The organism is Streptomyces sp. NPDC093221, from assembly GCF_044753885.1.
Taxonomy (GTDB): Bacteria; Actinomycetota; Actinomycetes; order Streptomycetales; family Streptomycetaceae; genus Actinacidiphila.
Genome location: NZ_JBIVOA010000003.1, coordinates 617,675 through 644,207, shown reverse-complemented (window position 1 = coordinate 644,207; position 26,533 = coordinate 617,675). Strand labels below are relative to the sequence as shown.

General features: G+C 71.8%; 24 protein-coding genes. 12 read left to right on the top strand and 12 right to left on the bottom strand.

What is annotated here, in order from left to right; genetic code table 11:
• Positions 1 to 835: 835 nt before the first annotated feature.
• Positions 836 to 1,246, bottom strand: coding sequence for a transposase (locus tag ACIQCJ_RS14600; RefSeq protein WP_402711740.1), 411 nt, complete (start codon positions 1,244 to 1,246; stop codon positions 836 to 838).
• Entirely contained in the window at positions 1,243 to 1,602 is a 360-nt protein-coding gene (locus ACIQCJ_RS14595; protein WP_402711543.1) for a transposase, read from the bottom strand. The genes ACIQCJ_RS14600 and ACIQCJ_RS14595 overlap by 4 nt, the downstream gene beginning before the upstream one ends.
• A gap of 156 nt (positions 1,603 to 1,758) precedes the next feature.
• On the opposite strand from ACIQCJ_RS14595, the gene ACIQCJ_RS14590 reads away from it, so the two are divergent.
• Positions 1,759 to 2,136 carry a DUF6228 family protein gene (locus tag ACIQCJ_RS14590; protein WP_402711739.1) on the top strand — a complete coding sequence of 126 codons (378 nt, stop codon included), beginning with the start codon at positions 1,759 to 1,761 and terminating at the stop codon, positions 2,134 to 2,136.
• On the opposite strand, the gene ACIQCJ_RS14585 is transcribed toward ACIQCJ_RS14590, so the two are convergent.
• Together ACIQCJ_RS14585 and ACIQCJ_RS14580 are read right to left on the bottom strand one after the other, a co-directional pair.
• Positions 2,117 to 2,713 carry a hypothetical protein gene (locus tag ACIQCJ_RS14585; protein WP_402711542.1) on the bottom strand — a complete coding sequence of 199 codons (597 nt, stop codon included), beginning with the start codon at positions 2,711 to 2,713 and terminating at the stop codon, positions 2,117 to 2,119. The genes ACIQCJ_RS14590 and ACIQCJ_RS14585 overlap by 20 nt on opposite strands.
• 946 nt (positions 2,714 to 3,659) lie before the next feature.
• On the bottom strand, positions 3,660 to 3,926 hold the full coding sequence (locus tag ACIQCJ_RS14580; RefSeq protein ID WP_402711541.1) for a hypothetical protein: 267 nt from the start codon (positions 3,924 to 3,926) through the stop codon (positions 3,660 to 3,662).
• Between the two features lie 256 nt (positions 3,927 to 4,182).
• On the opposite strand from ACIQCJ_RS14580, the gene ACIQCJ_RS14575 reads away from it, so the two are divergent.
• The 6 genes from ACIQCJ_RS14575 (at position 4,183) to ACIQCJ_RS14550 (ending at position 10,832) form a co-directional block, all read left to right on the top strand.
• Positions 4,183 to 5,037 carry an STAS domain-containing protein gene (locus tag ACIQCJ_RS14575; RefSeq protein WP_355342695.1) on the top strand — a complete coding sequence of 285 codons (855 nt, stop codon included), beginning with the start codon at positions 4,183 to 4,185 and terminating at the stop codon, positions 5,035 to 5,037.
• Positions 5,034 to 5,438: an STAS domain-containing protein gene (locus ACIQCJ_RS14570; protein WP_355342692.1), complete on the top strand. Its 405-nt coding sequence runs from the start codon at positions 5,034 to 5,036 to the stop codon at positions 5,436 to 5,438. Before ACIQCJ_RS14575 ends, ACIQCJ_RS14570 begins: the two co-directional genes overlap by 4 nt.
• Positions 5,435 to 5,848: an anti-sigma regulatory factor gene (locus ACIQCJ_RS14565; RefSeq protein ID WP_355342689.1), complete on the top strand. Its 414-nt coding sequence runs from the start codon at positions 5,435 to 5,437 to the stop codon at positions 5,846 to 5,848. The genes ACIQCJ_RS14570 and ACIQCJ_RS14565 overlap by 4 nt, the downstream gene beginning before the upstream one ends.
• A complete protein-coding gene (locus ACIQCJ_RS14560; RefSeq protein ID WP_402711540.1) occupies positions 5,845 to 7,158 on the top strand; it encodes a SpoIIE family protein phosphatase in 1,314 nt (437 codons plus the stop codon). Before ACIQCJ_RS14565 ends, ACIQCJ_RS14560 begins: the two co-directional genes overlap by 4 nt.
• A gap of 8 nt (positions 7,159 to 7,166) precedes the next feature.
• On the top strand, positions 7,167 to 8,546 hold the full coding sequence (locus tag ACIQCJ_RS14555) for a SpoIIE family protein phosphatase (protein WP_355342683.1): 1,380 nt from the start codon (positions 7,167 to 7,169) through the stop codon (positions 8,544 to 8,546).
• Between the two features lie 324 nt (positions 8,547 to 8,870).
• The gene (locus tag ACIQCJ_RS14550; RefSeq protein ID WP_402711539.1) at positions 8,871 to 10,832 is read left to right on the top strand and encodes a hypothetical protein; all 1,962 of its coding nucleotides are present in this window, start codon (positions 8,871 to 8,873) and stop codon (positions 10,830 to 10,832) included.
• Positions 10,833 to 11,086: 254 nt separating this feature from the next.
• Here ACIQCJ_RS14550 and ACIQCJ_RS14545 read toward each other — a convergent pair whose 3' ends face one another.
• Genes ACIQCJ_RS14545 through ACIQCJ_RS14510 form a run of 8 tightly spaced genes read right to left on the bottom strand, consistent with a single transcriptional unit; the run spans position 11,087 to position 20,558 of the window.
• Entirely contained in the window at positions 11,087 to 12,151 is a 1,065-nt protein-coding gene (locus ACIQCJ_RS14545) for a hypothetical protein (protein ID WP_401308783.1), read from the bottom strand.
• Positions 12,148 to 13,392, bottom strand: coding sequence for a ring-opening amidohydrolase (locus ACIQCJ_RS14540; RefSeq protein ID WP_402711538.1), 1,245 nt, complete (start codon positions 13,390 to 13,392; stop codon positions 12,148 to 12,150). Before ACIQCJ_RS14540 ends, ACIQCJ_RS14545 begins: the two co-directional genes overlap by 4 nt.
• The gene (locus tag ACIQCJ_RS14535) at positions 13,389 to 14,828 is read right to left on the bottom strand and encodes an amidase (RefSeq protein WP_402711537.1); all 1,440 of its coding nucleotides are present in this window, start codon (positions 14,826 to 14,828) and stop codon (positions 13,389 to 13,391) included. The genes ACIQCJ_RS14540 and ACIQCJ_RS14535 overlap by 4 nt, the downstream gene beginning before the upstream one ends.
• Complete coding sequence (locus ACIQCJ_RS14530) at positions 14,825 to 16,477, bottom strand: ABC transporter substrate-binding protein (RefSeq protein WP_402711536.1); 1,653 nt, start codon at positions 16,475 to 16,477, stop codon at positions 14,825 to 14,827. The genes ACIQCJ_RS14535 and ACIQCJ_RS14530 overlap by 4 nt, the downstream gene beginning before the upstream one ends.
• On the bottom strand, positions 16,467 to 17,639 hold the full coding sequence (locus ACIQCJ_RS14525) for an oligopeptide/dipeptide ABC transporter ATP-binding protein (RefSeq protein WP_402711535.1): 1,173 nt from the start codon (positions 17,637 to 17,639) through the stop codon (positions 16,467 to 16,469). Before ACIQCJ_RS14525 ends, ACIQCJ_RS14530 begins: the two co-directional genes overlap by 11 nt.
• Complete coding sequence (locus tag ACIQCJ_RS14520) at positions 17,636 to 18,532, bottom strand: ABC transporter ATP-binding protein (RefSeq protein WP_402711534.1); 897 nt, start codon at positions 18,530 to 18,532, stop codon at positions 17,636 to 17,638. The genes ACIQCJ_RS14525 and ACIQCJ_RS14520 overlap by 4 nt, the downstream gene beginning before the upstream one ends.
• Positions 18,529 to 19,464: an ABC transporter permease subunit gene (locus ACIQCJ_RS14515; RefSeq protein WP_391162970.1), complete on the bottom strand. Its 936-nt coding sequence runs from the start codon at positions 19,462 to 19,464 to the stop codon at positions 18,529 to 18,531. Before ACIQCJ_RS14515 ends, ACIQCJ_RS14520 begins: the two co-directional genes overlap by 4 nt.
• On the bottom strand, positions 19,461 to 20,558 hold the full coding sequence (locus ACIQCJ_RS14510) for an ABC transporter permease (RefSeq protein ID WP_355342656.1): 1,098 nt from the start codon (positions 20,556 to 20,558) through the stop codon (positions 19,461 to 19,463). Before ACIQCJ_RS14510 ends, ACIQCJ_RS14515 begins: the two co-directional genes overlap by 4 nt.
• A 364-nt stretch (positions 20,559 to 20,922) precedes the next feature.
• On the opposite strand from ACIQCJ_RS14510, the gene ACIQCJ_RS14505 reads away from it, so the two are divergent.
• The 5 genes from ACIQCJ_RS14505 to ACIQCJ_RS14485 all read left to right on the top strand — a co-directional run bounded on the left by ACIQCJ_RS14505 (position 20,923) and on the right by ACIQCJ_RS14485 (position 26,437).
• Positions 20,923 to 21,888, top strand: coding sequence for an IclR family transcriptional regulator C-terminal domain-containing protein (locus tag ACIQCJ_RS14505; protein WP_391162971.1), 966 nt, complete (start codon positions 20,923 to 20,925; stop codon positions 21,886 to 21,888).
• Positions 21,885 to 23,216 carry a hypothetical protein gene (locus ACIQCJ_RS14500; protein ID WP_402711533.1) on the top strand — a complete coding sequence of 444 codons (1,332 nt, stop codon included), beginning with the start codon at positions 21,885 to 21,887 and terminating at the stop codon, positions 23,214 to 23,216. The genes ACIQCJ_RS14505 and ACIQCJ_RS14500 overlap by 4 nt, the downstream gene beginning before the upstream one ends.
• A complete protein-coding gene (locus ACIQCJ_RS14495) occupies positions 23,213 to 24,508 on the top strand; it encodes a Zn-dependent hydrolase (protein WP_402711532.1) in 1,296 nt (431 codons plus the stop codon). The genes ACIQCJ_RS14500 and ACIQCJ_RS14495 overlap by 4 nt, the downstream gene beginning before the upstream one ends.
• The gene (locus ACIQCJ_RS14490; RefSeq protein WP_402711531.1) at positions 24,505 to 25,851 is read left to right on the top strand and encodes a dihydroorotase; all 1,347 of its coding nucleotides are present in this window, start codon (positions 24,505 to 24,507) and stop codon (positions 25,849 to 25,851) included. Before ACIQCJ_RS14495 ends, ACIQCJ_RS14490 begins: the two co-directional genes overlap by 4 nt.
• A gap of 214 nt (positions 25,852 to 26,065) precedes the next feature.
• A complete protein-coding gene (locus ACIQCJ_RS14485) occupies positions 26,066 to 26,437 on the top strand; it encodes a hypothetical protein (protein ID WP_402711530.1) in 372 nt (123 codons plus the stop codon).
• The last annotated feature ends 96 nt before the right edge of the window (positions 26,438 to 26,533 follow it).

Below are 26,533 nucleotides of genomic sequence, written 5' to 3'. Positions count from 1 at the left end.
AGGCACCTGCGCCGATGAGTTGAGACGTCGAACACCTCCCTCAACGGCACGGGTGCCTCGTGCGTTGCGCCCTCGCCGTCGTCACCCCATCGGTGGCCACCCTGAAAACGCTCAATATCTGGGAAGCACGGCAAAGAGCGAAGGCATGGGTATCCTTTGGGGCTCCCTGTGCGGCCGGGGTGCCGGTGGATGTTTCGCTCTCGGGGCCAAACCGAACTTCCTCTTGAAGGGGGGCCGGATCCAACATACCGCGTGCGGCTATAATGCACGTCGGCCGAACCGTGAAAGACTTCCTGCTGCACTGACAACGGCTCCGTCGGCCGCCTTCAAGAGCGGCCGACGGAGTCACCACTCTGATAGAAAGCGAGCGCTCTAGTCGTAAAGGAACGTTCCTACCCCAAGGTCATGAAATTCTGGGGGAACCCTCCTGTAGCTACGCCGGACGAGGAATGGGTGTCGCAGCCGGATGCAGCAAAAATCCTAGGGATTTCAATGGCGCGGGTAGTCTGGCGCATTATGAGCGATCACTTGACCCCGGCTCACAACAGCGCCGGCCGGGCAGGAATTACCCGCTCAAGTATCGTCAGGGACCAGCAATGGCTGGCTGCAGCTTCCTGGAGGGCCAAAATTTTTCGAATGCTCAAAGATATTGGGAAGCGCTTCTAAGGCGGGACGCCGCAGGTGCCCTATCGCACCGGCAGCAAAGCTGCCTCAGAAGTGAGCGACCGCTCGCATATTATAACGCATTTAGGAATATCGGCGGAAGCGCTGATCGGTGGAGGAGTCTGAATCGCCGCCGCTGCGGGGGTCCGTAGTGGAGTGGTTGCCGGATACCTCATTGCTGGAGGGGGAGGAAGTAGTCGCCCTTGCGTTCATAGCGGACGGTGAGACGGCGGTAGCCGAACAGCCAGGCGATCGATCTCTCGATCTTCCAGCGGTACTGGCCGAGCCGCTTCCCGGACTCGATGCCCGGGCGCGCGATCGGAATGAGTCCTCGTGAGGGGAGGCAGGCGAGGTGTTCGGCAGAGAAGTACGCCTTGTCGGCGCGGACCTTGGCCGGCCGCCGTCGTCGTGGCCCGCGTCGGGAGCGTAGGGAGGGGATGCGATGGAGCAGCGGCTCGAGCGCCTGGCTGTCGTGCACGTTCGCGCCGGAGACCGCGACGGCCAGCGGGATGACCTGGGCTTCGGACAGCACATGCAGCTTGCTGCCCTTCTTGCCGTGATCGACCGGGTTCGGTCCCGTCAGCGAGCCCCCCTTTTAGCGCGGACGGACGCTGCGTTGATGATCGCGGAGGTCCAGTCCGGCTCGCCCCTGGTAACGGGTTCGTCCAGGATGGCCTGGTGCAGTCGACGCCACAGGCTGGCCTTGGTCCACGCTGTGAACCAGCGATGCGCGGTGGCAGGCGAGGTACCGAACGTCGGCGGCAGGTGACGCCAGGCGCAACCGCTGGTCAGGACGTACACCACCGCTGTGAACACGTTCCGGTCTGCCACCGGCACCGTCCCGCCGCCCTGCCGTCTGGGCCGGAACGGTGGTATGAGCGGCCCAGCTATCTTCCACAGTCCGTCCGGGACAAGTTCCCGCGCAAGATCCACAGCCATAGCGGACGGTCATGCACCCAGTGGCGGCTGTGGCCCGTATCTGGGGCAGCGCAGGGAATTGCGGTTGGTCATCGACTCCCACGACTTCTAACCTGCTTGGATGATCGAAGATAGCCCCGCGGTACGCGTGCGACCCCGGACCGAGACCCGGTCCACCTGCTCTTCTCCGAGCCGATCAGACCGTTCGGGGACGACCCCGCACTCGACTTCCTCCTGCAAGCTCGCGGGCAATGGGTGAGCGTCGAAACCCTGGTGCGGACATGGGACGGCGACGGCCTCGACACCATCCTCTCCTCGCTGGCCGAGGACTTCCGGGGCTGGGAAGGAGCACGCGTCTGGCGCTCTCTGGAGCACGACCTGACAATCTCCGCGGAACACCGCCCGGGCGGCTACGTCCACCTGACGTGGGGCATCCACGACCGGCCCCCGTCCGAGGAGTGGCACTTTGAGACCACCACCGTGCACGCAGCTGGCGAGGAGATGCGAAACCTCGCCGCCGAGATACACGCGTTTTTCACGAACATGGTCGAGTAGCTGCACCACCACGTGAGACAGCCTCTTGGATCGTGCCGTTCTTGAATCTCCGCACTTCAGCTTGAATGGCTGACTGCCACACGGATTCCTCGGCGCGGGTCAGATGGGGGACTTCGTCGATGCAGTGCGCGCTGACAGCTACTCCTCCGCCCCGGTGGGGAGCTGTCACCACCCAACCCTCTCCCGGGACGTTCCAGCGCCGTGCGGGAGTTGCGGTCCCGTCGATGGCGACGGAATGGGGCTGACCGTCAGGGTCGATGGATGTGAGGTAGGAGACGTCGCGGATGACCCACTTGCGAACCGGCCCTTCGGGCAGGTCAGTCGAGAGATCTTCTGCGAGATGCAGCAATGCCCAGTTTGCGAAGTCGGCGAACTCGACTCCCCGCTCGAATTGTGGAGAGAACGAGAAAACGGAGATCCAGGGATCGGTCCGGGCGCGAATTCCTCGCGTGAGCCCGATTACTGTGACCTCGCTGTCGCTGCCCGAGCAGAGGGTCATAGGGGAGGTGACGGGAACGAGTGAGCTAGCGCAGTCGTACACCGGAAAGCTCGCCAGTACGTCTTCTCGCAGTGTCATGAAATCTCCTGTAAAGAGAATATTTCCGGACGATGGCGCCGATCAGTCTAGGTTGTCGCGGCCGCCCGCTCCGGGCCCGGATGATACCCGCCTCGGAGCAAGGACGTACCAGGGTCAGATGACCTCCCTTCGAAGTCCCGGGGCCCTTGAACGTCGCTTTTTCATCGGCCACAAAGACGCGGTTAGTTCGAAGGGCGCAGTTACCGCCGATGAAACGATAGGGGGTTCTGGGCGGCGGCCCATCTGGTAGTTGTGGTCGTAGCGGTCGCATTCCCGATTCCGGCGCCGACTTCAGGACGGGGGGCGGCCGCGTACGAGCACGGAGCGCGCTAGTGTTCACGTTTCCTGGCAGAGGTCGCCGAAGACATTCCGATGACCACGATCATGACACCGAGCGTGCAAAGGAGCTGCTCCCAACGCGCCCAGGGCGTCGTCCAAACGAGAATCATGGACATGGTGATCACTAGCGCAAGCACAAACCAGATAGCGAATCCGACGACACGGTTTCTGCTGATCGGAACTCTCCTCTCCGTGCTGCTCGGTGTTTCCTGCCGGTAGGAAGCACCGAGCAGGTGATGCCTTAGAAAGCGGGCAAGAACGGAGCGAGTAGGCCCCGGCGGCGCTGGCCTCCAGGTAGCCCTCGGGATTGAGTCCGAGGGAAGCGGCTGTTCCGCCACTACAGCTCCTGTCCACGGGCCAGCAGTGACCGAACCGGCCAGGACGGTGGTGGGGTCGTGGTCGATGTAGGCGGTGCAGGCGTGGAGTTGACCTGTTCGATGACGGGCTGGCCGTTGCCGTTGGGGCGGCCGTTGTCCCGGTGGCGGTGGTGCGGGTGCCGCGTATGCCGTAGCCGTACGTGGTCCCACCCCCCCCGAAGTCGCCACTGACGTCAGCCGGTTGCCCGGGTCGTATGCGTAGGTCGTCGCTTTCCCCGAGAGGTTGTCCCTTAGACCACTGGAGCAGGCTGCGGGTCGTCGGGGGTGGCGCTGGTGCTGTTGCCCGGGTCGGTGGAGGTGGCGACGGTGCCGTCGGTGTTGTAAGTGTCCTTGGCATTGGCGGCGGTGTTCTCGTCGCGCCCGCCGGTGCCGGTGTAGTGATAGGTGCTGGCGTTGGACCGGGAGTCGGTCGAGGAGGACGGCAGGTACTTGCTGGCGGAGGCGGTGTTGCCGTAGAGCGCAGACTGCGAGGCGCCGGTCGGCGAGGTCGTCTTCATCAGCGAGGGGAGTCGGCGACGCCGCCTCGTGCTCGGGGGGCGGGGCGTTTTGGCTTCGGCGCCGTCGACCAGAAGGGTTTGACCCGGTTGGTGGGCTTGGCGTCTCTCGTGATCGTCGGTGGTACGGGGGGCGGAAGGGGCGTCGCTTCGTGGGGGAGCGGAGCGGCTGCGCCTCGGGGGATCACCCGGCTGTCTCTCACCCGTATGGCTTAGAGTTCCGCGAGGATCGCTTGATCCCGTTGAGAGAGGATTCCCTGTGGCTGGCAAAGACATCGCTAAGCGCTTGATCGGTCTGCTGTCCGTCCGGGGTGAGGATCTGGCCGCCGAGTGGGCCGACAAGGTGACCGGTTCGCTCGGCGGACGAGTGAGCCGTTCCGAGGTCGAGCGGGAGCTCCGGGAGATCTACGCCGCGCTGCTGGCCGCGCTCGGCAGCGGGAGCGTGGACGGGCACGACGAGGCGTTCGGCGAGGTACGTGCGCTGCTGACCGAACTGTCGCGGAACCGGGCCATGCAGGGCTTCGCTCCCACCGAGACCGCCGTGAGCGTGTTCGCGCTCAGGGAGGTCCTGGCGCCGGCGCTGGAGGGCGAGGACAGCGACCCGCAGGCGTACCTCCAGTTCGCCGCGCTGCTGGACACGCTCGGGCTGTTCACCATCGAGGTCTACACCCGTACCCGCGAAGGGCTGATCGCGGCGCAGGCGGAGCAGTTGCTGGAGCTGTCCACCCCGGTCGTGAAGCTGTGGGACGGCGTGGTCGGCGTCCCCCTGGTCGGAACCTTGGACTCGGCGCGCACCATGGTGGTCATGGAGAAGATGCTCCAGGCACTGATCGACACCGGGTCGGAGCAGGCGATCATCGACATCACCGGTGTGCCCGCCGTGGACACCGAGGTCGCCCAGCATCTGCTGAAGACCGTCGTGGCGGCCCGGCTCATGGGCGCCGAGTGCACGATCTCCGGCATCCGCCCGCAGATCGCCCAGACCATCGTGGCGCTGGGCATCGACTTCGGTGACATCGTCACCAAGGCCACGCTGGCGGACGCCCTGCGGCACGCGCTGCGCCGTTCCGGAGTCACGGTCTCCCGTACGGCGCCGCAGGCCGGTGGCCGATGAGCGAGCAGGTACCCGTCCTGCGGATCGGGCAGGTACTTCTGGTCTCGATCCAGACCGACCTCGACGACCAGGCCGTGATGCGACTCCAGGACGACCTCGCCGCCGCGGTGGTGGACACCGGCGCGCACGGGGCGATCATCGACATCACCGCCGTGGAGATCGTCGACTCGTTCGTCGGCCGCATGCTGGCCACCATCGCCAACCTCGCCCGGCTGCTGGACGCCCAGACCGTCGTGGTGGGCATGCGCCCCGCCGTCGCGATCACCCTGGTCGAACTCGGCCTCTCGCTCGGCAACGTACGGACCGCGCTCACCTTGGACAAGGGCCTGCGCATGCTCGAACACGACCGCGTCGGGCACGGCTTCGAAAGCACCGTGCCGGACGCAGCGGCTGACGCATGAACGGCGCCTCCCGTACCCCGGAGGTACTGGAGATCACCGCCACCACCCAGGTCGTACAGGCCCGCCAGTTGGTGCGCGCGCTGGCACAGGAATGCCGGTTCTCCCTGGTGGAGCAGACCAAGCTGATCACCGCGGCCAGTGAACTGGCCCGCAACACCCTCATCCACGGCGGCGGGGGCACCATGACCGCACTGCTGGTGGAGCAGCACGGACGGCGCGGCGTGCGGCTCGTCTTCACCGACGACGGACCGGGCATCGCGGACATCGACCTGGCGATGACCGACGGCTGGACCTCGGACAGCGGAATGGGCCTGGGACTGCCCGGTTCCAAGCGGCTGGTCGACGACTTCGTACTGGAGACGACGCCCGGCGAAGGCACCACCGTCACCATCACCAAGTGGGTCCGATGACGACCCCCGGTTCCCCCGGGCTGGCCGACTGCGAGGACGTGGCCTGGTTCCGCGACCGGCTCGACGCCGCCCGTGGCGCGGCGGCCGCGCTCGGCCGCCGGATCGGCCTGGGCGATCAGCGCACCGCCGAGTTGGTCCTGGCCGTCTCGGAACTGGCGGCCAACATCACCAAGCACGCCGTCGACGGCTCCCTGCTGCTGCGGGTGCTGCGCAGCCACGCCGAGTCCGCGGGGAACGTGGTGGCAGGTGTGGAGGTGATCGCTGTCGACAGCGGTCCCGGCATGGCCGACGTCTCCGCCGCCCTGCGGGACGGGATGTCGACCGCGGGCACGCTGGGCATCGGCCTGGGCGCCGTACAGCGTCTCGCCGACACCTTCGACATCCACTCCCAACCGGGCGTCGGCACCGTCCAGTTGGCCCGCTTCTGGCCGCGCTCCGCGGCGCCCGCCACGGCCGGGGAACCCGCCGTCGGAGGCATCACCCGCCCGATCAGCGGCGAACAGTCCTGCGGCGACGCGTGGGCCGCGCGTATGGACGCGCGGACAGCGGCGCCGCGCGGCCAAGCGCCGACAGCCCCTGACCAGGCCGCCGGCGCACCGCCCAGTTGGTCGGACCTGACCAGCCCCCGTCCCACCGCGGTCAGCGCCGCGGACGCCGGCCTCCGGGCCGGTCCGTGGCCGGGTTCGGGCGACCGTCCGGCGTCGGCACACGGGGGCGGCCGTCCTGCGCCCGTGCACGGGGGCGGCCGTCCCGCGTCGGTGCGCGGAGGCGGACGTCCCGCGCCCGTGCGGGGCGCCGTGCCAGGGCCCGGCGAGGGCCTGCTCGTCATGTCCTGCGACGGACTGGGCCACGGCCCGCTGGCCGCGCTGGCCGCACAGGCGGCCGTCCAGGCGTTCCGCACCGGATCCGGTCATACGCCCGAGCAGGTGATGGAAGAAGTGCACCGCGCGCTACGCGGCACCCGCGGCGCCGCCGTGGCCGTCGCCCGTCTCGAGCCCGACGGGCGGGTGCTGTTCTGCGGCGTCGGAAACATCACCGCGGTCCTGCTCACCCGGACCACCCGCACCACGTTGCTGTCCCACCCCGGCATCGTCGGCCACCAGACGCACCAACTGCGCACCCATGAATACCGCATGCCCGCACAGGGGGCGCTGGTGATGCACTCCGACGGGCTCAGCGAACGCTGGAAAGGCGCCGATCTGGCCGGGATGCTGCACCATCCGCCCGCGGTGATCGCCACGGGGCTGCTGCGCCTGGCCGCGACCCGCCGTGACGACGCCAGCGCAGTGATCGCCAAAGCGGCCCAGTGAGCCCGCCCGTGTCCGACCGCCTCAGCCCGACCCCGCTGCTGGTCACCCCCATCAGGACCGAGCGGGACGTGTTCGCGCTGCGCCGCCACGCCAAGACCATCACCGAGGCGGTCGGCCTGGACAGCCGCGACCAGGTACGTCTGGCCACCGCGGTGAGCGAACTGGGCCGGGACCTGCTCCGCCCCGCGGTGAGCGAACCGGGCCGGGACCTGCTCCGCCCGGCGCCGATGACCGCGGTCTTCAGCATGCGGCAGGAACCGCCCGTTCTCCTCACCGTGTTGCAGTGGGGCGACGACCGCGCCCCCAGCCGCGAGTCGCTGACGGCCGTCACCCGGCTGCTGCCCCAGACGCGTTACGAGACCGCCCCCGCCGCTCCCGCGCGGCCCCCGTCGGGCCCCGGCCGCGTCGAGATCGCCTGCCCGATCCCCGAACTCGCCGCCCGCGACCTGCGGATTGAGCAGGTCCGCTCGCTCCTCGCGTCCGCGAGCCCGGCCAGCGCGATCGACGACCTCCAGGCCCAGACCCGCGACCTGATCGCCTCACTCCAGGAAGCGCACGCCCAGCGCGACGAACTCGAACGGCTCAACGACGAACTGACCGAGACCAACGCCGGCGTCATGGCCATGTACGCGGAACTCTCCGTCGAGCACAAAGACGTCGTCGAGCGCTACAGCCAGGAACACGAGCTCGCCCTGGCTCTGCAGAGTACGTTCCTGCCCGCCACCCTCCCACAGGTCCCCGGCGCCGAACTCGCCGTGCGCTACCTGCCCTCCGCCACCACGGCCGAGATCGGCGGTGACTTCTACGAAGCCGTCGACACCTCCCGAGGGCTCCTCCTGGCAGTCGGTGACGTGGTCGGCCATTCCCTGCAAGCCGCCATGGTCATGGGCGAACTCCGCCACGCTCTACGCGCCTACGCCGCCCAGGACCACCCCCCGCACGTACTGCTGGAGCAGCTCGACCGCCTCCTGGGTCTTCATCGGCCCGGATGGACCGCCACCGTCTGCATCGCGCTGGTCGAGCCCGGCAACGCCTGCCTGCGTATCGCCAACGCGGGCCATCTCCCGCCGCTGCTCCTCCACCCCGACGGCACCTATCGCTACCTGACCGAACACGGCCCGCTGCTGGGCCTGGGCCTGCCCCATCCCCCCGCCACCGCGCACCCCGTCGAACCCGGCAGCCGACTCCTCATGATCACCGACGGGCTCATCGAGACCCGCGACAGCATCCTGGACAAACGCCTCGAACTCCTCGCCGCCACCGCCGCGGCCGGCCCCCAAGAACCCGACGCCCTGTGCTCAGAATTGCTCGACACCTTCGGCGCCGAGCCCGACGACGACATCATCGTCTTCACCACCCGCCTCACCCCGCCCCCAGCGGAGGGGTGAGTGTCGCCGTCGGCCGTGGTCCTGCCCGGGGCCGGGCCGGGCCGTGCCGCCGGGTGAGACCCGCCGAACCTCCGGCGATCGACGGTGTCGACGGCCCCTGCCGCCGACTTCGGCGATGACGTGGGGGGCCGTACAGGGTTGCCAGCACCCGGCATCGTGGTCCGTTGCTCCGTCCTGTCATCATGACCACGGCGCGGGAGCGGCGGCGTCGTGGTCCGCATGAGGGCATCCGCGCCATGTGCCTTCCACCGGTGCTGTGCCGCCTCGCTCCGATGTGCGCGAGCATGCCGGGCGCAAGAGCGCTCGCCTGAGACAGGAGCCGTAATGGCACTGAAGATACGCACACCGAAGACTGCCGCCGTGGCGCTCGCCGTCACCGTGGCCGCGGTCTCGTTGGGCACCGCCCTTCCCTCGGCCGCCGCCGGGTACACCGCGTCGGCGGGACCGTGGAGCGCGGCCGTCGCCCTGACCGGAGCGGACGGCCAGCAGTCTCTCATCGATGTCCAGGTGGCCGGTGACGGCGCCGCGTTCGCGCTGTGGCGGGACAAGGCCGCCGGGGCCACCGGTTGGGACTTCCGGACCGCCGTACGGCCTGCCGGAACCACGACATGGAGTGCGCCGCACACCCTGGCGACCGGGCGTGCCGAGAATTCCGCGGCCGTCCTTGCCGTGAGCGCCGACGGACGGGCCGTGGTGTCCTGGCTGGACGGCAGTGGCGCGGACGGTTCGCTGGTCGCCCTGGCCGCGGGCTGGAACCCGGCCACGGCGGCCTGGTCCGGCCCGGCCACCCTCGCAGCCTGGGACGGCCTGGACATGTCCACGCCCCGCCTGGCCGCGGCGGCCGACGGCACCTTCACCGCCGTATGGGACCAGGGCGACGGGTACCGTAACTACGATGTGAGAACCGCCGCCCTCGCCCCCGGCGACCAGGCGTGGTCCGCACCCCGGACGCTGGCTTCCACCACGACCGGATCCCTCTGGAGCATCGACCTCGCGGTGGCCCCCGGCGGCGCCGCCACCGCGGTCTGGGATGAACTCAACCGTTTCACCGGCGAGCACACGGTCTCCACCGCCACCCGCACCTCGGCCCGGTCCAGTTGGAGCGGTGCCTCCGTGCTGCCCGGCACCGACGCCACGTCAAGCGACGTACAGGTGGCGATGGACGCCAAGAACGCCTCCACCGTGCTGTGGCGCAACGGCGCCAACGACCTCAAATCCGCCACCCGCACCGCTCCTTCGGGTAGTTGGAGCGCAGCTCAGACCGCCGTTTCCGCCATCAACTACAGCGACGGAAGCGAACCGTTGGCCGCGCCCAACGGTGACGTCACCTACGTGTGGACGGGCTGGAGCCCCACCGCCGGTGTCCCCATTGTGCAGACCGTGACCCGTACCGCGAGCACCGGGACCTGGTCGGCGCCGAAGACGCTGTCCACCGGCTACGTGAACTGGCGGGTGGACGCCTCCATCGGCGCTGACGGAACCGTGCAGGTCGTGTGGCCGCAGGTGCCGAGCATCGACAACGGCAACGACCACTACCTCGAGTGGGCGGTGCGCGCCGACGGCACCTGGAGCCAGGCCACCGCTTTGAACAGCACACCTGTCGTCGACGTCCCCAACACCGACGCCCTCGCAGGCGAGGTGGCTGCCGGACCGGACGGCCGGGCCACGGTGCTGTGGCGCAAGGCCGAGTACGTCGGCAGCGGCGGCTACACCTCCCAGGTGTGGTCCGAGGCGCAGACCCTGTTGATGGTCAAGCCACAGATCACCACCAACGCCGCGGTGAGCGGAACGGCCCGAACCGGCTCCACCCTCACCTGCTCCGCCGCCTGGAACGGCACCAACGCCAAGGCCGCCTTGGCCTGGCTGCGCGACGGCGCGGTCATCTCCGGTGCCACCGCCAAGACCCGCGTCCTCACCTCTGCCGACTACGCCCACAAGGTGTCCTGCCGGGTCACGGTCAGCAACGGCGCGGGCTCCGTCGCTTCCACCTCGCCCGCGCGGAAGATCGAGGTCGGCCCCGCGCTGAAGACCACCACCGCGCCGTCGATCTCCGGCTCCGTCAAGGTCGGTCACAAGCTGCCCGCTGCCCGCGGCACCTGGTCGCCGTCCGCCACTTCCTACACGTACCAGTGGAAGCGCAACGGCAAGACCATCAAGGGTGCGACCAAGTCCGCCTACGCCCTGGTGAAGGCCGACCGCGGCCAGAAGATCACGGTCACGATCACGGCCCACCGCAACGGCTGGACCAACGGCGCGGCCACCACAAAGCCCGTCACCGTGCGCTGACCCGACGCGGGCCGGTACCACCGGCCCGCGTCCGCCGGTCCGGAGCCCGGTCGACTCAGAGGTGGTGGGCCAGCCCCGAGTCGGCATGTCCAGGTGGGCGAACGCCGCGCGCGTCAGCGCCGGAGGCCGGGCGACGCCACGGCGGCGACCGGGGCCGAAGGGTCGGCCTCCGTGCCCGGTCGCCTGCCTCGCTGACCCGCGGGGACGGTGTTCCGTGAGGTGCGCCGCCCGCTGACGGGATCAGCGGGGGCGGTTCAGCCGATGCCGAGGCGGCGCATTGTCAGGCAGGCCAGGGCCACGTCGCAGGCGGCGACGCCCTGGACGATGCCGAGGACCCGCTCGTCGGGGTGCGTGCGGCCGGGGAGGGAGCCGGCGGCGACGGCGGGGAGGGAGCCGGTGAGCCGGGCGTCAAGGGTCCGCGGGGGCAGGCCCGCCGCGAGCCAGGAGGCGATCGAGCCGATCTCCCGGGCGTAGCCGAGATCGTCGACGAAGAAGCGGTCGGCCGTCCCGGTCCCGTGCCCGGTGGCCTCCGGTGCGAGCACGGCTCCCGCGACGCCTCCGCACCCGGCTGCCTCGGCGGCATCGGGGGCGGGGGTCCGGGTGCCGTACGGCGTCGGCCCTGTCACGATCTCGGCCGCGATCTCCGCGCCGCCGCCGAGGCCGAGCAGCGTGACGCCGGGCCCGAAGTGCCGCGGGTGGACGACGGGTTGGCGGGCCGAGGTGAGGGCGACGACGATGTCCGAGCCCGGTGCGGCGGCGTCCAGGCCGTCGTACGGGGTGAGGGTGGCGCCCGGTGCGACGGGCTGCCGGGCGACGAAGTCGGCGGCGGAGCCGGCCGTGCGCGCCACCACCCGGATCTCCTCCAGCGCGAACGCCTCGGCGAACGCGGCCGGGACGAAGGCGGCGATCTGTCCGGCGCCGACCAGCGTCAGCACCTTGCTGTCGGGCCGGGCCAGCAGCCGCGCCGCGACGGCGGCGGAGGCCGCCGTCCGCAGCCGGTGCAGCCAGGTCTCCTCGACGGCGACCAACGGGCGGCCGGACTCGGTCTCCAGCACCAGGCACCAACTGTTGCGCCCGCCGGTGTGGGTCGGGGTGACCCGCACCCCGGCGACCCCGTACCGGTCGAGCAGCGCGCCCTTGAGGCCGAAGCCCCGCGTGCCGCCGCTCACGCCGAGCCGGGTGATGGTGGGGGCGGACAGGGAGAGCCGGTCGGCGCCGAAGTCGGCGTAGGTGGCCTCGACCACCTCCAGCGCGTCGGCGACGGTGATCACCGACCGTACGTCGGCGTCACCGACCATGGGCAGGGTCGGCAGGCTCATACGGCGCCACCCGCCGGGGAGGCCGCGACGGAAGCCGGTACGCCGCGCGGCGGCACGTCGGTGGCCGGCGCGCCGGAGACGGGCGGCCCGACGATCGCGACGCACAGGCCGCCCCCGTCCGGTGCCTGGTGGACGGAGTTGGCGGAGATGAACATCCGCCCGGTGCCGAGCACCGCTCCCGCCACCCCGCTCATGATCGCCCGGACGTGCTTGTCCGGGTCCAACTGGCTGGTCAGCACGGTGGTCCGGGCGCCACGCAGAGTGCCGTCCCGCCGGTTGCCCGCCTTGATCAGCAGAGCCGCGACCTGTCCCGGCTCCCGTACCGTCCCGTCGGCGGTCAACTCCGTGCCCGCCGCGGCCAGGACGCGGCGGATGCCGGGCGCGTCCAGGACGTCGGCGAGCAGTCCGGAGACGATCCGGAGGTCGCCGCCCGCGCCGGGGCGGTTGCCGAACACCAGGACCTCGACACACGCGGCCTCCGAACTGGAGAAGACCATGGTGCGGCGCGAGTGCAGGGTCAGGTCACGGCCGAAGGCGGCCGGGACGACGTCGGCCCGCTCCACCTCGCCGAGCGCGAGCGCCGCGCCGAGGGCGCCGACCGCCTTGGCCTCGGCGGAGGTGACCCGCATGGGCTCGTCGTGTGCGGTCAGCGGCGTCTTGACGACGGCCAGTGCGACGTCGGCGGGGTCGAGACCCGCGTCCGCGACGGCCTCCGCGACGGCCTGCTCGGCCAGCGCGACGTGTTCGGCCGAGCCGATCTCGGAACCGCGGATCCGGCGGCTGCGCCCTATGCCCACGCAGAGCGTGCCCGCTGGGCCGGGCGCCCCGCGAGGAGCCGGGGCCGCCTCCCCGCCGGTGGACTCCGCGTCATCCGTCACGGCAGCGGCACCCGCGCCGTCCGTCACGGGAACGGCCTCTGCGGCACCCGAGCCGTCCGCGCCGTCCGCGTCGTCCAGCTCGACGACGAGATAGCCGAACGGCGTCATCGCCCCCTCGGAGCCCGTGGAGTGCAGGAACACCGAGCGTTCCAGCAGGTCCCCGCCGCCGTGCGCGAGCACGGCCTCCCGGGCCCGCCAGGACGCGAGTTCGCGTGAGAAGTCGTTGGTCTCGGCGCTGCCCTCGGTCTTCACCAGCAGGGCGAGCCGCCGTATCCGTGCCGGGTCGTGGGCGCTGAGCACAGCCACCAGCCCGTCGGTGTCACCGGGCCCCGCGGTGTCGAAGGAGTCGATCCTGACTGTCATGCTCGGGCGCCTTTCGGAAGGGGGGCGGCGACAGCCGGCCAGCGGTCGGCCCAGCCGTACGCGGCCTCGTAGTCGGATGCGAGGTCCAGCAGCGCCCGGTCCGCGCCGTACGGGCCGACGAGCTGGAAACCGATCGGCAGGCCGGCCGGGGACGGCGGTCCCGGCAGGCTGAGAGCGGGCACACCGGTGGCGTTGGCGATGCCGGTGAACACCCGCTGGTAGGGCGGGGCGAGCTGGTCGGCGGCCCAGGGCATCGCCCCGGCGACCGGGGTGAGCAGCAGGTCGGTGCCGGTGAAGAAGTCGGCGAGCTGCGCGAACAGGTCACGGAAGGCGTCGAGCGCGTCCACGTAGTCCGCGGCGCTCAACGAGCGGCCGTGCTCGACCATCGGCGGGTAGATGTCGCCGACCGCCGCGCGCCAGTCCGGGTGACGGCGCATCAGCCAGGCCAGGCCGGTGGTGCCGATGGTCCGCCAGTGGGTGTCGAACCGGCCGAAGTCGAAGGGCACTTCGCCGGTCTCCACCCGGTGGCCGAGCGCGCTGAGCCGGTCGGCCGCGGCCGTCAGCGACGCGGTGATCTCCGGTTCGACCGGATAGTCGCCGAACCGCCCCACCATCCTGATCCGCAGCGACCGGCCGCGGAAGGCGGGGCCGTCCGGCACACCGAGCGAACGGCGGTCCCGCGCGTCGGGCCCGGCCACCGCCCCGAGCAGCGCGGACAGGTCCGCCACCGTACGGGCGGCTGGTGCGATCACCTCCAGGTCGTGCAGCACGGTCGGCAGGCCGTCGAGCCGGGCGACCCGGCCCAGCGTCGGCTTGAGCGCGACCAGCCCGCAGTAACCGGCCGGCCAGCGGATCGAGCCGCCGCCGTCGGTGCCCAGCGCCACCGGCCCGACGCCCGCGGCCACCGCCGCCGCGCCGCCGCCGGTGGACGCGCCGGTGGTGAGCGCGGGATTCCACGGGTTGCGGGTGGTGCCGTGCAGCAGGGTGCTGACATTGCCGAGACCGAGGGTGAACTCCGAGACATTGCTCTTGCCGAGGATCACCCAGCCGCCGGCCCGCAGCCGTCCGACGCACAGTTCGTCGCGCTCCGGGGTGCGGTCGGCGTAGAGCCGGCTGCCCCAGGCGCAGGGCATCGCGGCCACCGGGATGTTGTCCTTGACCGTGAGCGGCACGCCGTCGTACGCGCTCAACGGGGTTCCCGCGCGCCACCGTTCACCGCTGGCGGCGGCGGACCGCCGGGCGGCGTCGAAGGCGCGATGGGCGAAGACGTTCAGACGCCGGTCGACCTGCTCGGCGTGCTCGACCACCGCTTCCAGCACTTCGGCGGGCGTGGCCGAGCCTTCGGCGTAGGAGGCGGCGAGTTGCCGCGCCGAGCGGCGCCACAACGGCTCGGAGCCGGACTCCCCGGTCGACGGCCCGGCCTGCCCGGCCGTCACTTCTTGGGCTCCAGCGTCCAGTAGAGGGTGACGGGCTCCGGGGTGAAGGTCAGGCCGGCGACCCCTGAGGCGCTGACCAGGGTGCGGCCGGTGACCACCAGCGGCAGGAACGCGGCGTCCTGCGCGGCGAGTTGCTGGATCTTCTCGTACGCCTGGTCACGCGCCGGGCTCGGCGCCGCCATGGCGAACTCGCCCTGGAGCCGGTCGATCTCCGGGATGCTGGTGCGGGAGAAGTTCACGACCCCGCCGGTCACGGTCCACAGCTTCACCGGGGTCTTGGCGTCCTCCACGTACGTCGACAGCGTGGTGAGCACCATGCCGTCGTCGGCGCTGCCGCCGGTCTTGGCGGTGGCGCGGCCGATGATCGAGGTGATCAGCGCGGCCGAGGTCTGCGGTTGCAGGGTGACGTCGACGCCGATCGGCTTGAGCGCGCTCTTGATGAGCTGGGCGGCGGTCGCGAAGTCGGTGTTCTCGCTGGGGTAGCGGAGCTTGGTGGAGACCGACGGATTCCCGGCCTGCGCCATCAGGCTCTTGGCCTTCGCGGCGTCGCCGTAGTCCTTCCACGCGGCGCTGTAGCCGGGGGCGCCGGCGGAGACGTAGGAGTCGGCACGCTCGGCCTGGCCGTAGTAGACGTTCTTCACCAGCGCGTCGTACGGGAGTGCCTCGGCGACGGCGCGCCGCACCAGCGGGTCCTTGAACGGGCCCGCGTCGGAGGCGAGTTGGAGGTAGAGGTAGCTGGAGGTGTTGGCGTGCTGGACGTTGAAGCCGGCCGACTTCAGCGAGGTCGCGTCCCGGGGGCTCAGGCCGTACTGGGCGATGTTGACGCTGCCGCCGCGCAACAGGCCCGCCACATTGCCGTCGTTGACGACGCGCAGTGTCACGGCGGAGAACTTCGGCGCGTTCAGGGCCGCGCCGGGCACCGCCGCGAGGTTCAGCGACTGGCCGGTCTGCCGGCTCTTGACGTAGTACGGGCCGCTGCCCGCCACGTGGCTCTTCAGCCACTCGGCGGCGATCGGGTCGGACGGGCCGGCGTTCTTGAGGGCGGCGGCGGAGTCGATGACGCCGTACCAACAGGTGCGCAGCGTGGCGATGTTGACCTCGCTGGCCTTGATCGGTTTGCCCGCGCTGTCCTGGTAGCGAATGGCGACGTGGGTGGCGTCGGGGGCGGTGATCTGCGCGGCGTCGAAGACACCGCTGTTGTTCAGCTCGACGGCGCCGTTGAGCTTCAGCGCCCGCTGGAGCGACCAGACGGCGTCCTTGGCGGTGACCGGGTTGCCGCTGGGGTAGAACTTCAGGCCGTCGCGGAGGGTGAAGGTGACGGTGTCCCCGGCGATGGTCCAGGAGGAGGCGAGGGCGGGTGCGGCGGCGAGGCCGCTGGAGGCGGAGTGGCCGCCCTGGGCCGTGGTCTTGTAGCCCACCAGGTTCTGGTAGACGTTCATCGCCAGCTCTTTGTCCTGGTCGGTGTTGACGTTGCCCGGGTCCATGGTGGAGATGTCGCTCGGCCAGGCGGCGACCAGCGCCGCGGGCGGTTTGGCGGCGCTCTGTCCGGTGGTGCCTGCCGAGGACGAACAGGCCGTCAGGACGGCGGCGACCGCGACCGCGGCCGTACCGGCCAACAGCCGGGCGCGCCGCGGAGATCTACTGGTCATCTGAGTCTTGCCTCTCTCTTCGCGCGGCCGAGAGGTCGGCGCTGACCTGTCGGTGGGTGATGGGGCAGGCGGCGTCGTGCGTGCCGCCGAAGGACAGTTGCGGGGGCCTACCGGCCGTGCAGGACTCCTCCGCCAACGGGCAGCGGGGGGCCAGCGCGCAGCCGGCGGACAGGTCGAAGGGGCCGGGGTTCTCGCCGCTGAGCCGGATGGCGCGGGTGTGGCCGCCGTACGCGGCGACCGGGGCGGCGTCCAGCAGCGCGCGGGTGTAGGGGTGAGCGGGACGGCGCAGCACCTCCTCGGTGGTGCCGGACTCCACGACCCGGCCCACGTACATCACCTGCACGCGGTGCGCGATCCGGCGTACGGCCTGGAGGTCGTGCGAGATCAGCAGGTAGGCGATGCCGGTCTCGCGCTGGAGGCGGGCCAGCAGGTCCAGCACGACGCCCCGGGTGGAGGCGTCGAGCGAGGCGGTGGGCTCGTCGAGGATGACGGCCCTGGGCTGGACGGCCAGCGCGCGGGCGATGCCGATCCGCTGCCGCTGGCCGCCGGAGAGCGCGGCCGGCCGCCGGTCCAGGAGGTCCTCGGACAGCTCAACTGAGGCCAGCAGCTCACGGATTCGGGCCTCGCGCCGCGGCGCGGGCATCCGCAGGTGCAGCCGCAGCGGCTCGTCCAGGATCGAGCGGATCTTCTGCCGGGGGTCGAGGGAGGAGCGGGGGTCCTGGAAGACCATCTGCACGTCCCGGTACACCTCGCGCCGGTCGCGGAAGGACGACAGCGGGCGCCCGGCGACGGTCACCCGGCCCGCGGCCGGTTCGACCAACCGCAGGATCGACCGGGCCAGCGTGGACTTGCCCGAGCCGCTCTCCCCGACGACGGCCAGTGTCTCGCCCGGCCGCAGCACCAGGTCCACGCCGTCCACGGCGCGCAGGGTGTGCCGCAGGCCCCGGCTGCGGACGGTGAACTCCGTCCGGAGGCCGTCCACTTGGAGGACCGGTTCGGACCCGGCCGGGGCGGACGCGCCGACGGCGGCCGAGTGGGCGGCGGAGGCTTTGACTGAGGCGGTGGCTGAGGCGCTGGCGGTGTCATTGCCCGAGGCGCTGCCCGAGGCATTGGCGGCGGCATTGCCGGAGGCGGAAGAAGCGGGTACGGCGGACGCGGTCATGACGGCCTCCCGGAGTCGTCGTCAACGCGGTTGGCGGCCAGCAGGAGTTGGGAGTAGTCGGCCTGCGGAGCCCGGAAGAAGTCCTCGGCCGCGGCCTGTTCGATCACCGTGCCGCCCCGCATCACCACCACCCGGTCGCAGGTCTCGCCGACGACGCCCAGGTCGTGGGTGACCAGGCACACGGTGAGCCCGTCCTGCCGGGCCAGCTCCACGACAAGTTCCATCACGTCGGCCTGGGTGGTGACGTCCAGCCCGGTGGTCGGCTCGTCCAGCAGCATCATCCGGGGGCGGCACAGCAGTGCCATCGCGATCATCGCCCGCTGCGCCATGCCACCGGAGAACTGGTGCGGGTACTGCGCCATCCGCCGCACGGGGTCGGGGATCCGGACGCGTGCCAGCGTCTCGGCCACCAGTGCGCGGCCCGCGCGTTTGCCGAGGCCGTGGTGGAGCCGGGCCACGTCGGTGAGCTGGCGGCCGACGGTGAGCACCGGGTTGAGCGAGGAGCGGGCGTCCTGGAAGACCATCGCGATCTGGCCGCCGCGCAGTTCGCGGTAACCGGCCTCGTCCAGGCCCAGCAGTTCCTTCCCGTCGAAGCGGATGGAGCCCTCGACGGCCAGCCGGGGCGGGCACAGTCCCATCACGGTGAGCGCGGTCAGCGACTTCCCGCTGCCGGTCTCGCCGACGATCGCGGTGATCTGCCCGCGCGGCAGCTCGAAGCTCACATCGCGCAGCACCTGGACGGCGCGCGCCCGGTCGCCGTGCCCGGAGCGGAAGGCGCCGGACAGGCCGGCCACCGTGAGCAGCGGGACGCCGGGTTCGGCGCCGGACGCGTTCCCGGCTCCGTCGGCCAGGGGCGCGGACGGCTGTACGGCCGCGCCGGAGGTGGCGCTCATCGGTCGTCCTCCCGTTCCAGCAGGCCGTCGCCGAGCAGGTAGAAGGCGGCGGCGAGCAGCAGAATGCAGACGCCGGGGAACAGCGAGATCCAGTACGCGTCCGGGGAGTCCTTGCCGCCCGCGATCATCGAGCCCCACTCCGGGCTGCCGGGTTCGATCCCGACGCCGACGAAGCCGAGACTGGAGACCACGATCGCCACCCAGGCGGCGTTGACCGCCGCGTAGGACACCAGCGGGGTCAGGCCGTTGGGCACCAGGTGCCGGGCCAGGACACGCCGTCCGCTGTTGCCCGCCAGCACGGCGGCCTCGGCGAACTCCCACGACTTGCGGCCCTTGACCTCCGCGCGCAGCAGCCGCAGATAGCCGGGCAGTCCGACGAAGGCGACCACGACGATCACATTGGCCAGGCCCGAGCCGAGCGTGGTGACCAGCAGCAACGCCAGCAGCAGCGCGGGGAAGGACTGGAGGATCTCGGTGACCCGCATGATCACCGCGTCCGCCCAGCCGCCCCAGTACCCGGCGACCGCGCCGAGCAGGCTGCCGATCACGAAGGCGATGGCGACCGCCACCAGGGTCAGCCACAGGTCGGTCCAGGTGGCGGCGAGCGTCTTGGAGAAGACATCGGAACCCGCCTGGTCGGTGCCGAACCAGTGCTTCCCGCCCGGGGACTGGTACGGCAGCCCCACGCCGGGCTGCTCGGGGTCGTACGGCGTCCAGATCCTGCCGACCGCGGCGGCCACCAGCAGCACGGCCATCAGGCCGAGGCCCAGGCGTACGGTCAGCGAGTCGGCGCCGCCGGCGCCGGGCAGCAGGCGGGTCAGCCGACGGCCGGACGGGCGCCGGTCCTGGACCGGGCCGCCGGGCCCCGCGGGCGGGCCCGCTGAGGGGGCGGCGGTCAGGTCGGCGGAGGGCACGGGGGCCGGGGCGGTCATGAGCGGATCCTCGGGTCGGCCAGCGAGTAGGCGAGATCGACCAGTGCGTACAGGGCGACGTATACGACGGCCGCGTAGAGCACGAAGCCCTGGAGCGCGGGGAAGTCGGACTGCTGGACGGCGGTCAGCGCGTACTGGCCGATGCCCGGCCAGCCGAAGACCCCCTCGACCAGCACCGCGCCGGTGAAGGCGAAGGCGACGCCGCCGGCGATCATGGTGATCACCGGGAGCAGCGCGTTGCGGAGCGCGTAGCTGCGGTAGATACGGGACCGGCTGAAACCGTAGGCGTGCGCGGTCCTGACGTACTCGCTGCGCAGCGCCTCGACCATGCCGGACCTGGCCACCCTGGTGATGGGGGCGAAGATGCCGCAGACCAGGACGACGCAGGGCAGCACCAGTTGGAGCAGGGCCTGCCGGACGGTGTCCCACTGCCCGGCCAGCAGCCCGTCGATGACGTAGCTGCCGGTGACGCCGGGCGGCGGTGCCAGGCCCGCGGGCAGTCGGCCGATGGGGCCCGGCAGGATGCCGAACCGGACGAAGAACAGCGACAACAGCACCAGGCCGAGCCAGAACTGCGGCATCGCGAGCGCCGCCACGGTGACCACCCGGATCGCGTGGTCGGCGGCCTTGCCCCGGCGGACCGCGCTGATCACGCCGAGCGCGGTGCCGAGCAGGACGCCGATGATCAGGGCGGGTACGGCCAACTCCAGCGTGGCGGGGAGCCTGCTGGTCAGGTCGGCGCTGACGGCGCGGCCGGTGCCGAAGGACGTACCGAGGTCGCCGTGCAGCAGATCGCGCAGGTAGATGAGGTACTGGCGAGGGATGCTGTGGTCCAGGCCGAGGGAGGACCGCACCTGGGCCCGGACCTCCTCGCTCGCCCCGGGCGGTACCAGCAGGCCCGTCGGGTCCGGCGCCACGACGCGGGCCACGACGAACGTGAAGGTGACCACGCCCCAGACGACCAGCACCGCGCCGCCCAGTTTGCGGGCGACCAGCAGCAGGGCGCCTCGTGGCAGCAGGCCACGGGACGGGGACCGGTTCGGCGGCCTGGCGGCGGCCGGAGGTACGGCCACCTCGATGTCGGAGACGGTCATCAACCCCCCTTCCCTTATTTCCGTGAGACGGAAACGAATATTCCGCACTGCGGATTCGACAGTATTGGAAGGCCCCGGTCCGGCTGTCAAGGGTTTCGTGCCCGATGACCTTGCGAATCGGCATTCCCGCTGCGCAGTCTGAGGAAGTGTCATTGACAGGGGGCCGGTGAGGCTCCGATACTCCAGTGGTGCGGAGCCGATATGTTGATTCCGTGTTACGGAATGACTCTCGCCGACACCTCAGCGGTAACGGCGGGGAAATCCAAGGGATCCAGCGGCGACCAGCGGGACGGACGCGACCTGCGCGACGATGCGATCCAGGCGATCTGCGGGATCAACGGGATCAACGGGATGGGGACACCTCATGAAGAAGACCGGCGCCCAGCGACCACGGTCTGACAAGTCCGGTGCGGAGACGGCGGGTTCGGACAAGCCGGGTCCGGAGCGGTCGGGCGCAGACAAGCCGATGCACGTGGTGGTGCGGGCCCTGTCGGTGCTCACCCACCTGTCCGCGTACCGCCAGGGCCTCACCCTCCAGCAGCTCCACCAGCAACTGGAGATCCCCGTCGGCAGCATGCACCGGGTGATGAGCACCCTGGAGCACACCGGCTTCGTCAGCCGGTCGCCCACCACCAAGCGGTACGTGCTCGGCCCCAACGCGCTCGAACTCGGCCATGTCGAGGACTACGAGCCGTTCGTGATCCAGCCGCCCTCTGCGCTGGTGGAGGCCGAACGGCGGTGCGGGGAGAGCGTGGTGCTCACCCAGTTGATCGACGGCCGGGTGGTCGCGGTGTCCATCGCGGGCACCAAGCGCCCGCTGCGGCTGTTCGTCAGGCTCGGCCAGGAGGTGCCGCTGCACGCCGCCGCCTCGGCCCGCGCGATCCTCGCCTACCAGGACCCGGCCTTCGTCGAGACGCTGCTGTCGTCCTACCCCCGCGCGTCCTTCACCTCCGGCACCGTCCGGGAGATCAACCGGCTCATCGACCACCTCGCCGTGGTCCGCCAGCGGGGCTTCGACGTGTGCGACAACGAACTCGACGAGGGCGTCTGGGCGGTCTCCGCGCCGGTCCGCAGCGGTCCGTCCGGACGGGTCAGCTCGGCCGTCACCGTCTGCGCGGCCTGGTCGCGGGTCGCCGATCCGGCCGACCGTGCGGTCAAGGCACGGATCGTGCTGGACGCGGCGCAGGCGCTGTCGCGCGAGCAGGGGTACGAGCGGCCCTTCGCGCCGGACCCGACCCAGGAGCAGCTCGTCGCACTGATGCAGGCCGACAGCACGTCGCCGGACGTCTTCGTCCCGCGGCCCTCCTTCGCGGGAGGGGACCGGCCATGACGGCGGAAGCGGGAGCCGGGGCGGGGGTCGGGGCGGTCTCCACGGCGCCGGTGGTCGCGGCGGCCGGGGCGGTCTCCACGGCCACGGCGGTCGCGGCGGCCGGGGCGGAGGCGGTCGCATCGCGCGGCGTGGCGGAAAGCCGGTCGCGGGTCGGCGCCCGGGTGCTTCCCGGTCTCGACCGGGCGCCGGGAGTGCTGGCGGAGGAGCTGGCCGGGGACCTGGCCGCGGCCGGGTACGCCGCAGGTGACGCTGTCGGCGACCGGGGGAGTGGCTCGGGCTGGCTGGACCGGCCCGCGCTGCTGCGCCGGCTCGCCGCCGCCCTGGCCGCCGAAGTCCCCGCCACCGCCGACCGGTTGGTGGCGACGGGGCCCGGCGCCCAGGCTCTGGGCGCGGCAGTGTCGCTGGAGACGGGACTGCCGTTCGCGGCCCTCGTCGCGGGCGCCCCGCCGTTCGGCGTGATCCACCCGGGCGAGACGGTCGTCGTGATCGCCGTCGACGCCGCCTCGGCCGCCGGAGCGCTGCCGCTTCTGCGCGAGGCCGGAGCCCTGCCGCACAGCGCGGCCGTGGTGGTCGCGCCGTCCGGGGAACCGCCCGCCGGCCTCGGCCTCCACACCGCCCTCGTACGGCGGACGGCGACCGGTTACGCACCCGTCGGGCCTCTCGGCCCGCTCGAAGGGGTCACCCCCGCGGACCCCGCAGGCCCCGCAGCCCTCGCCGGACCCGCCGGACCCGCCGGCCCCGCACCGAAACCCACCGCCCGGCAGGAGAACCGTACGACCCGACAGGAGAGCGCCATGCCCACCAGCCCCCTTCCGCATCCCCCCGCCCCGCCGGCCCCGGCCGCCAAGTCCCCCGCGGAGCCCGCGGATTCGACGACGGGCGCCGGTGCCGCTCTGCTCGCCGACGACCCCGCCACCGTGGAACGGGCGGGCGCGGCGCTGGCGGAACTGGCCGCCCGCTACCGCCCCGAGGCCGTCGTGAGCTGGAACGCGACCGCCGACGTACTGCTCGCCCATGTGGTCGCCCACACTCTCGGGCTGCCGCGCCGGGTCGTGGTCGAGGACCTCGGACGGCTGATCGTGGAGGACGTGCTGCCCGGCGAACGCACGGTCGTGGTCGCCCGGGGCGGCGTCGACAGCGGCGGCCCCGGAGCCGAACTCGCGCCGCTGGTAAGGGCGGTGACCGGTCACGGCGGCCGGGTCGTCGCCGTCTGCTCGCTCGCCCCGCTCCTCGGGGCGGCCCCCGACGGCGTGGACGTGGTCAGCCCCGGGAACGGCGGAGCCGACCGTGACAACGGCCGCACCGGCCACGACAGGGACGAAGCGTGAGCACCGGGACGGCCCAGCCGGCGACCGCCGACCTGCTCGACGGGGTCGACCTCGGGCGGATCGACGCTCATCTGGCGGGCTTCGCCGCGCTCACCGAACCGGGGCCCGGCTGCACGCGCCTGGCGTACAGCCCGCTGGAACGCCAGGCGCACGCGGTGTTCGCCGCCCACATGACGGCCCTCGGGCTGACGGTCACCACCGACCACGCGGGCAACACCGTGGCGGAACTGCCGCCCGCCGGGCCGAACACGGGCTCCGGCGACGCACGCGCGCTGGGCACCGGCTCGCATCTGGACACCGTGCCGCAGGGCGGCGGCTTCGACGGCATCGTGGGCGTCGTCGCGGCCATGGAGGTCGCCGAGATCGTGGTCCGGCAGGAGGCCGCGCACCGTCGACCGTGGCGGTTCGTGGCGTTCGCGGCCGAGGAGGGCGCGCGGTTCGGGCAGGCGTGCAACGGCAGCCGGATGGCGGCCGGGCTGACCGGCGCGGCGGATCTCGCGGGGCTCACCGACCGCGACGGCGTGACGATGGCCGACGCGATGGCCGCCGCCGGGCTGCGGCCGGACCTGGTGGACGCGTCGCGCTGGCGGCCCGAGGAGTGGTTCGCCTTCGTCGAACTCCACATCGAGCAGGGCGAGGTGCTGCGGTCGCAGGGGGTCGACCTCGGCGTGGTCGACGTGATCTCCGGCAGCACCCGGCTGCGGGTGCGGGCCGAGGGACGCGCCACCCACTCCGGCGGCACCCCCATGCACCTGCGGCGCGACGCCCTGGTGGCCGCCGCCGAGTGCGTGGTGCTGGGCGACCGGCTCGCCCGCGACCCCCGGCACCACGGCGTACGGGTCACCGTCGGCCGGCTCCGCGTCGAGCCCGGCTCGATCACCACGGTCCCGGGGTCGGTCGAGTTCTTCGTCGACGTACGCGACGTGGACTCCGTCCGCCAGCGCGACACCGCCCGTACCCTGGCCGCCGAGTTCGCCGCGCTGGCCCGAGACCACGGGGTCGCGCTCACCACGGAGGTCATCGCCGATACCTCACCGGTCATCCTGCCGGGCTGGGTCGCCGACCACATCCGCCATGCCTGCGCCTCCCTGGGCCTTCCGTACCGCGTGCTGCCCAGCGGCGCCAGCCACGACGCGCAACAGATCGCCCATGTCATCCCGACCGGCTTGCTCTTCGTCCCCAGCGACGACGGACTCAGCCACGTCCCCGCCGAGTTCACCCCTACGTCCCAGATCGCCTCGGGCGTCCGTACCCTCCTCGCCGCCCTCCACCGGCTCGACGGCGCCTCGTGAACACGACGCCGGGGCACGGGACATGGCGGGTGGAGCGGGTCGGCGTCGCCGGGCGGACGGGGGTCTTCGACCTCACTGTCGAGGACGGGGTGATCCGGGCCGTGGACGCGGTGGCCGGGGAGCCGACAGGCGGGACGGTGCTGCCCGGGCTGGTCGATCTGCACACGCATCTGCGGGAGCCGGGCGGAGAGGAGGCGGAGACGCTGGCGTCCGGGGCCGTCGCGGCGGCGGCCGGAGGGTTCACCGACGTCTTCGCGATGGCGAACACCTCACCGGTCACGGACACCGTCGCGCGGGTACGGGAGGTACGGCGGCGGGCCCGGGGGCTCGGCGTACGCGTCCACCCGGTGGCGGCGGCGACGGCCGGTCTGGCCGGAGAGGCGATCGTGGACGTGGCGGCGTTGGCGGCGGCCGGGGTGACGGTCTTCTCCGACGACGGCAAGTGCGTGAACGACGACAATCTGGTCCTGGAACTGCTGACGGCGATGGCCCGGTACGGCACCGCGTTCGCCCAGCACGCGCAGAGCGCCGCCATCGTCCGCGACGGAGTCGTCAACGCGCCGGTCGCCGCCGGTCTCGGCGTGCCCGGCTGGCCGGGCGCGGGGGAGGAGGCGGTGATCGGCCGGGACCTGGCGCTCGCCGCCGCCACCGGTGGACGGCTGCACATCTGTCATGTTTCCACGGCGGGTTCCGTCGCGCTGGTACGGGCCGCCAAACGCGAGGGCCTGTCCGTGACCGCCGAGGTGACGCCCCATCACCTGATGCTCACCGACACCCAAGCCGCCGAGCGGGGACCGGCGTTGAAGGTCAACCCGCCGCTGCGGTCGGCCACCGACGTGGCCGCGGTGCGCGCGGCGCTGCGCGACGGCACGATCGACGTCGTCGCCACCGACCACGCTCCGCACCCGGCTCGAACGAAGACCTGTTCCTGGCTGAGCGCCGCCTTCGGCCTGACCTCGTTGGAGACGGCGCTGCCGGTGGTGGCCGAGGTGTTCGCGGACCCGGCCACCGGGGCGGTGGACTGGACCGCGGTGGCGCGTGTGATGTCCACGGCCCCGGCCGCGATCGGCCGGATCGCCCACCTCGCAGGCCGCCCGGTCGCGGTCGGCGAACCGGCGACCTTCTGTGTCGTCCGGCCGCAGGCATGGCGGGCCGAGCCCGCCACCTGGCTGAGCCGGTCGGCCAACTCCCCTTTCCACGGTCGGGACTTCGCACACAGAGTCACCCTGACCGTCCTGGAAGGCCGCCCCACCCACGGCAGCCTCACCCCCGACCCCCCCACGCCCATGAGCCCGCCGCGACGCAGCAGCCCGCTCGCGGAGCCTCCATCGTCTCCGCGGTGACCCGGATCCGGCCACTCCCGCGACATCAGCGCCTGGAGGACTCGGCCCACTGGCAGCGGCGTTGCCTCGCCGGGGACGGCGTTGTGCGGATGCCGTATTACGGTGCCCGTAGGTTCCACGAAGGGGCCCGTGTCGTGAGCGACCGCCGCGGTGAGACGTTCTTGCGGCGGGCGGATGGAAGCGACGTAGCAGGCGTAGCGGAGATGGGGAGCGGATGACTCTGAAGGCGGGCCAGCGGGTGGTGCTGGCAGCGGACACCAGACTGACCGATTCGGCGGAGGTGTCGGGGGTCGTGATCGGGTTCCTGTCTTTGGCCGCGGGCACAGGCGGGGCCGTCGAGCGGGTGGTCGCCCACCGGGACGAGAGCGACGAGGTGCGCGAGTACGAGCGGCTCAAGTCGCTGCTCGACGCCTTCGGAGACGAGATGCCGACGGAGAGCAGGAGGCAGCTCGAAGAGAAGGTCGGCTCTCTGGAACCCGCGTGGACCGCCTTCCAGGAACAGCCGCCTCTCGTGAGTGTGCGGGTCCGCTTCGACAACGGGTTCATCCTCGACGGGGCCCACGAGGCTCTCTTCGTCCCCGCCTGATGCGTCACCGATCCGGGTCATGCGCAGACCGGCACGGGCGGGACTCGGAGGGCGGGTTCCGCGACCGGCTCTGGCGTTCTTCGCTGACGCGTGGTC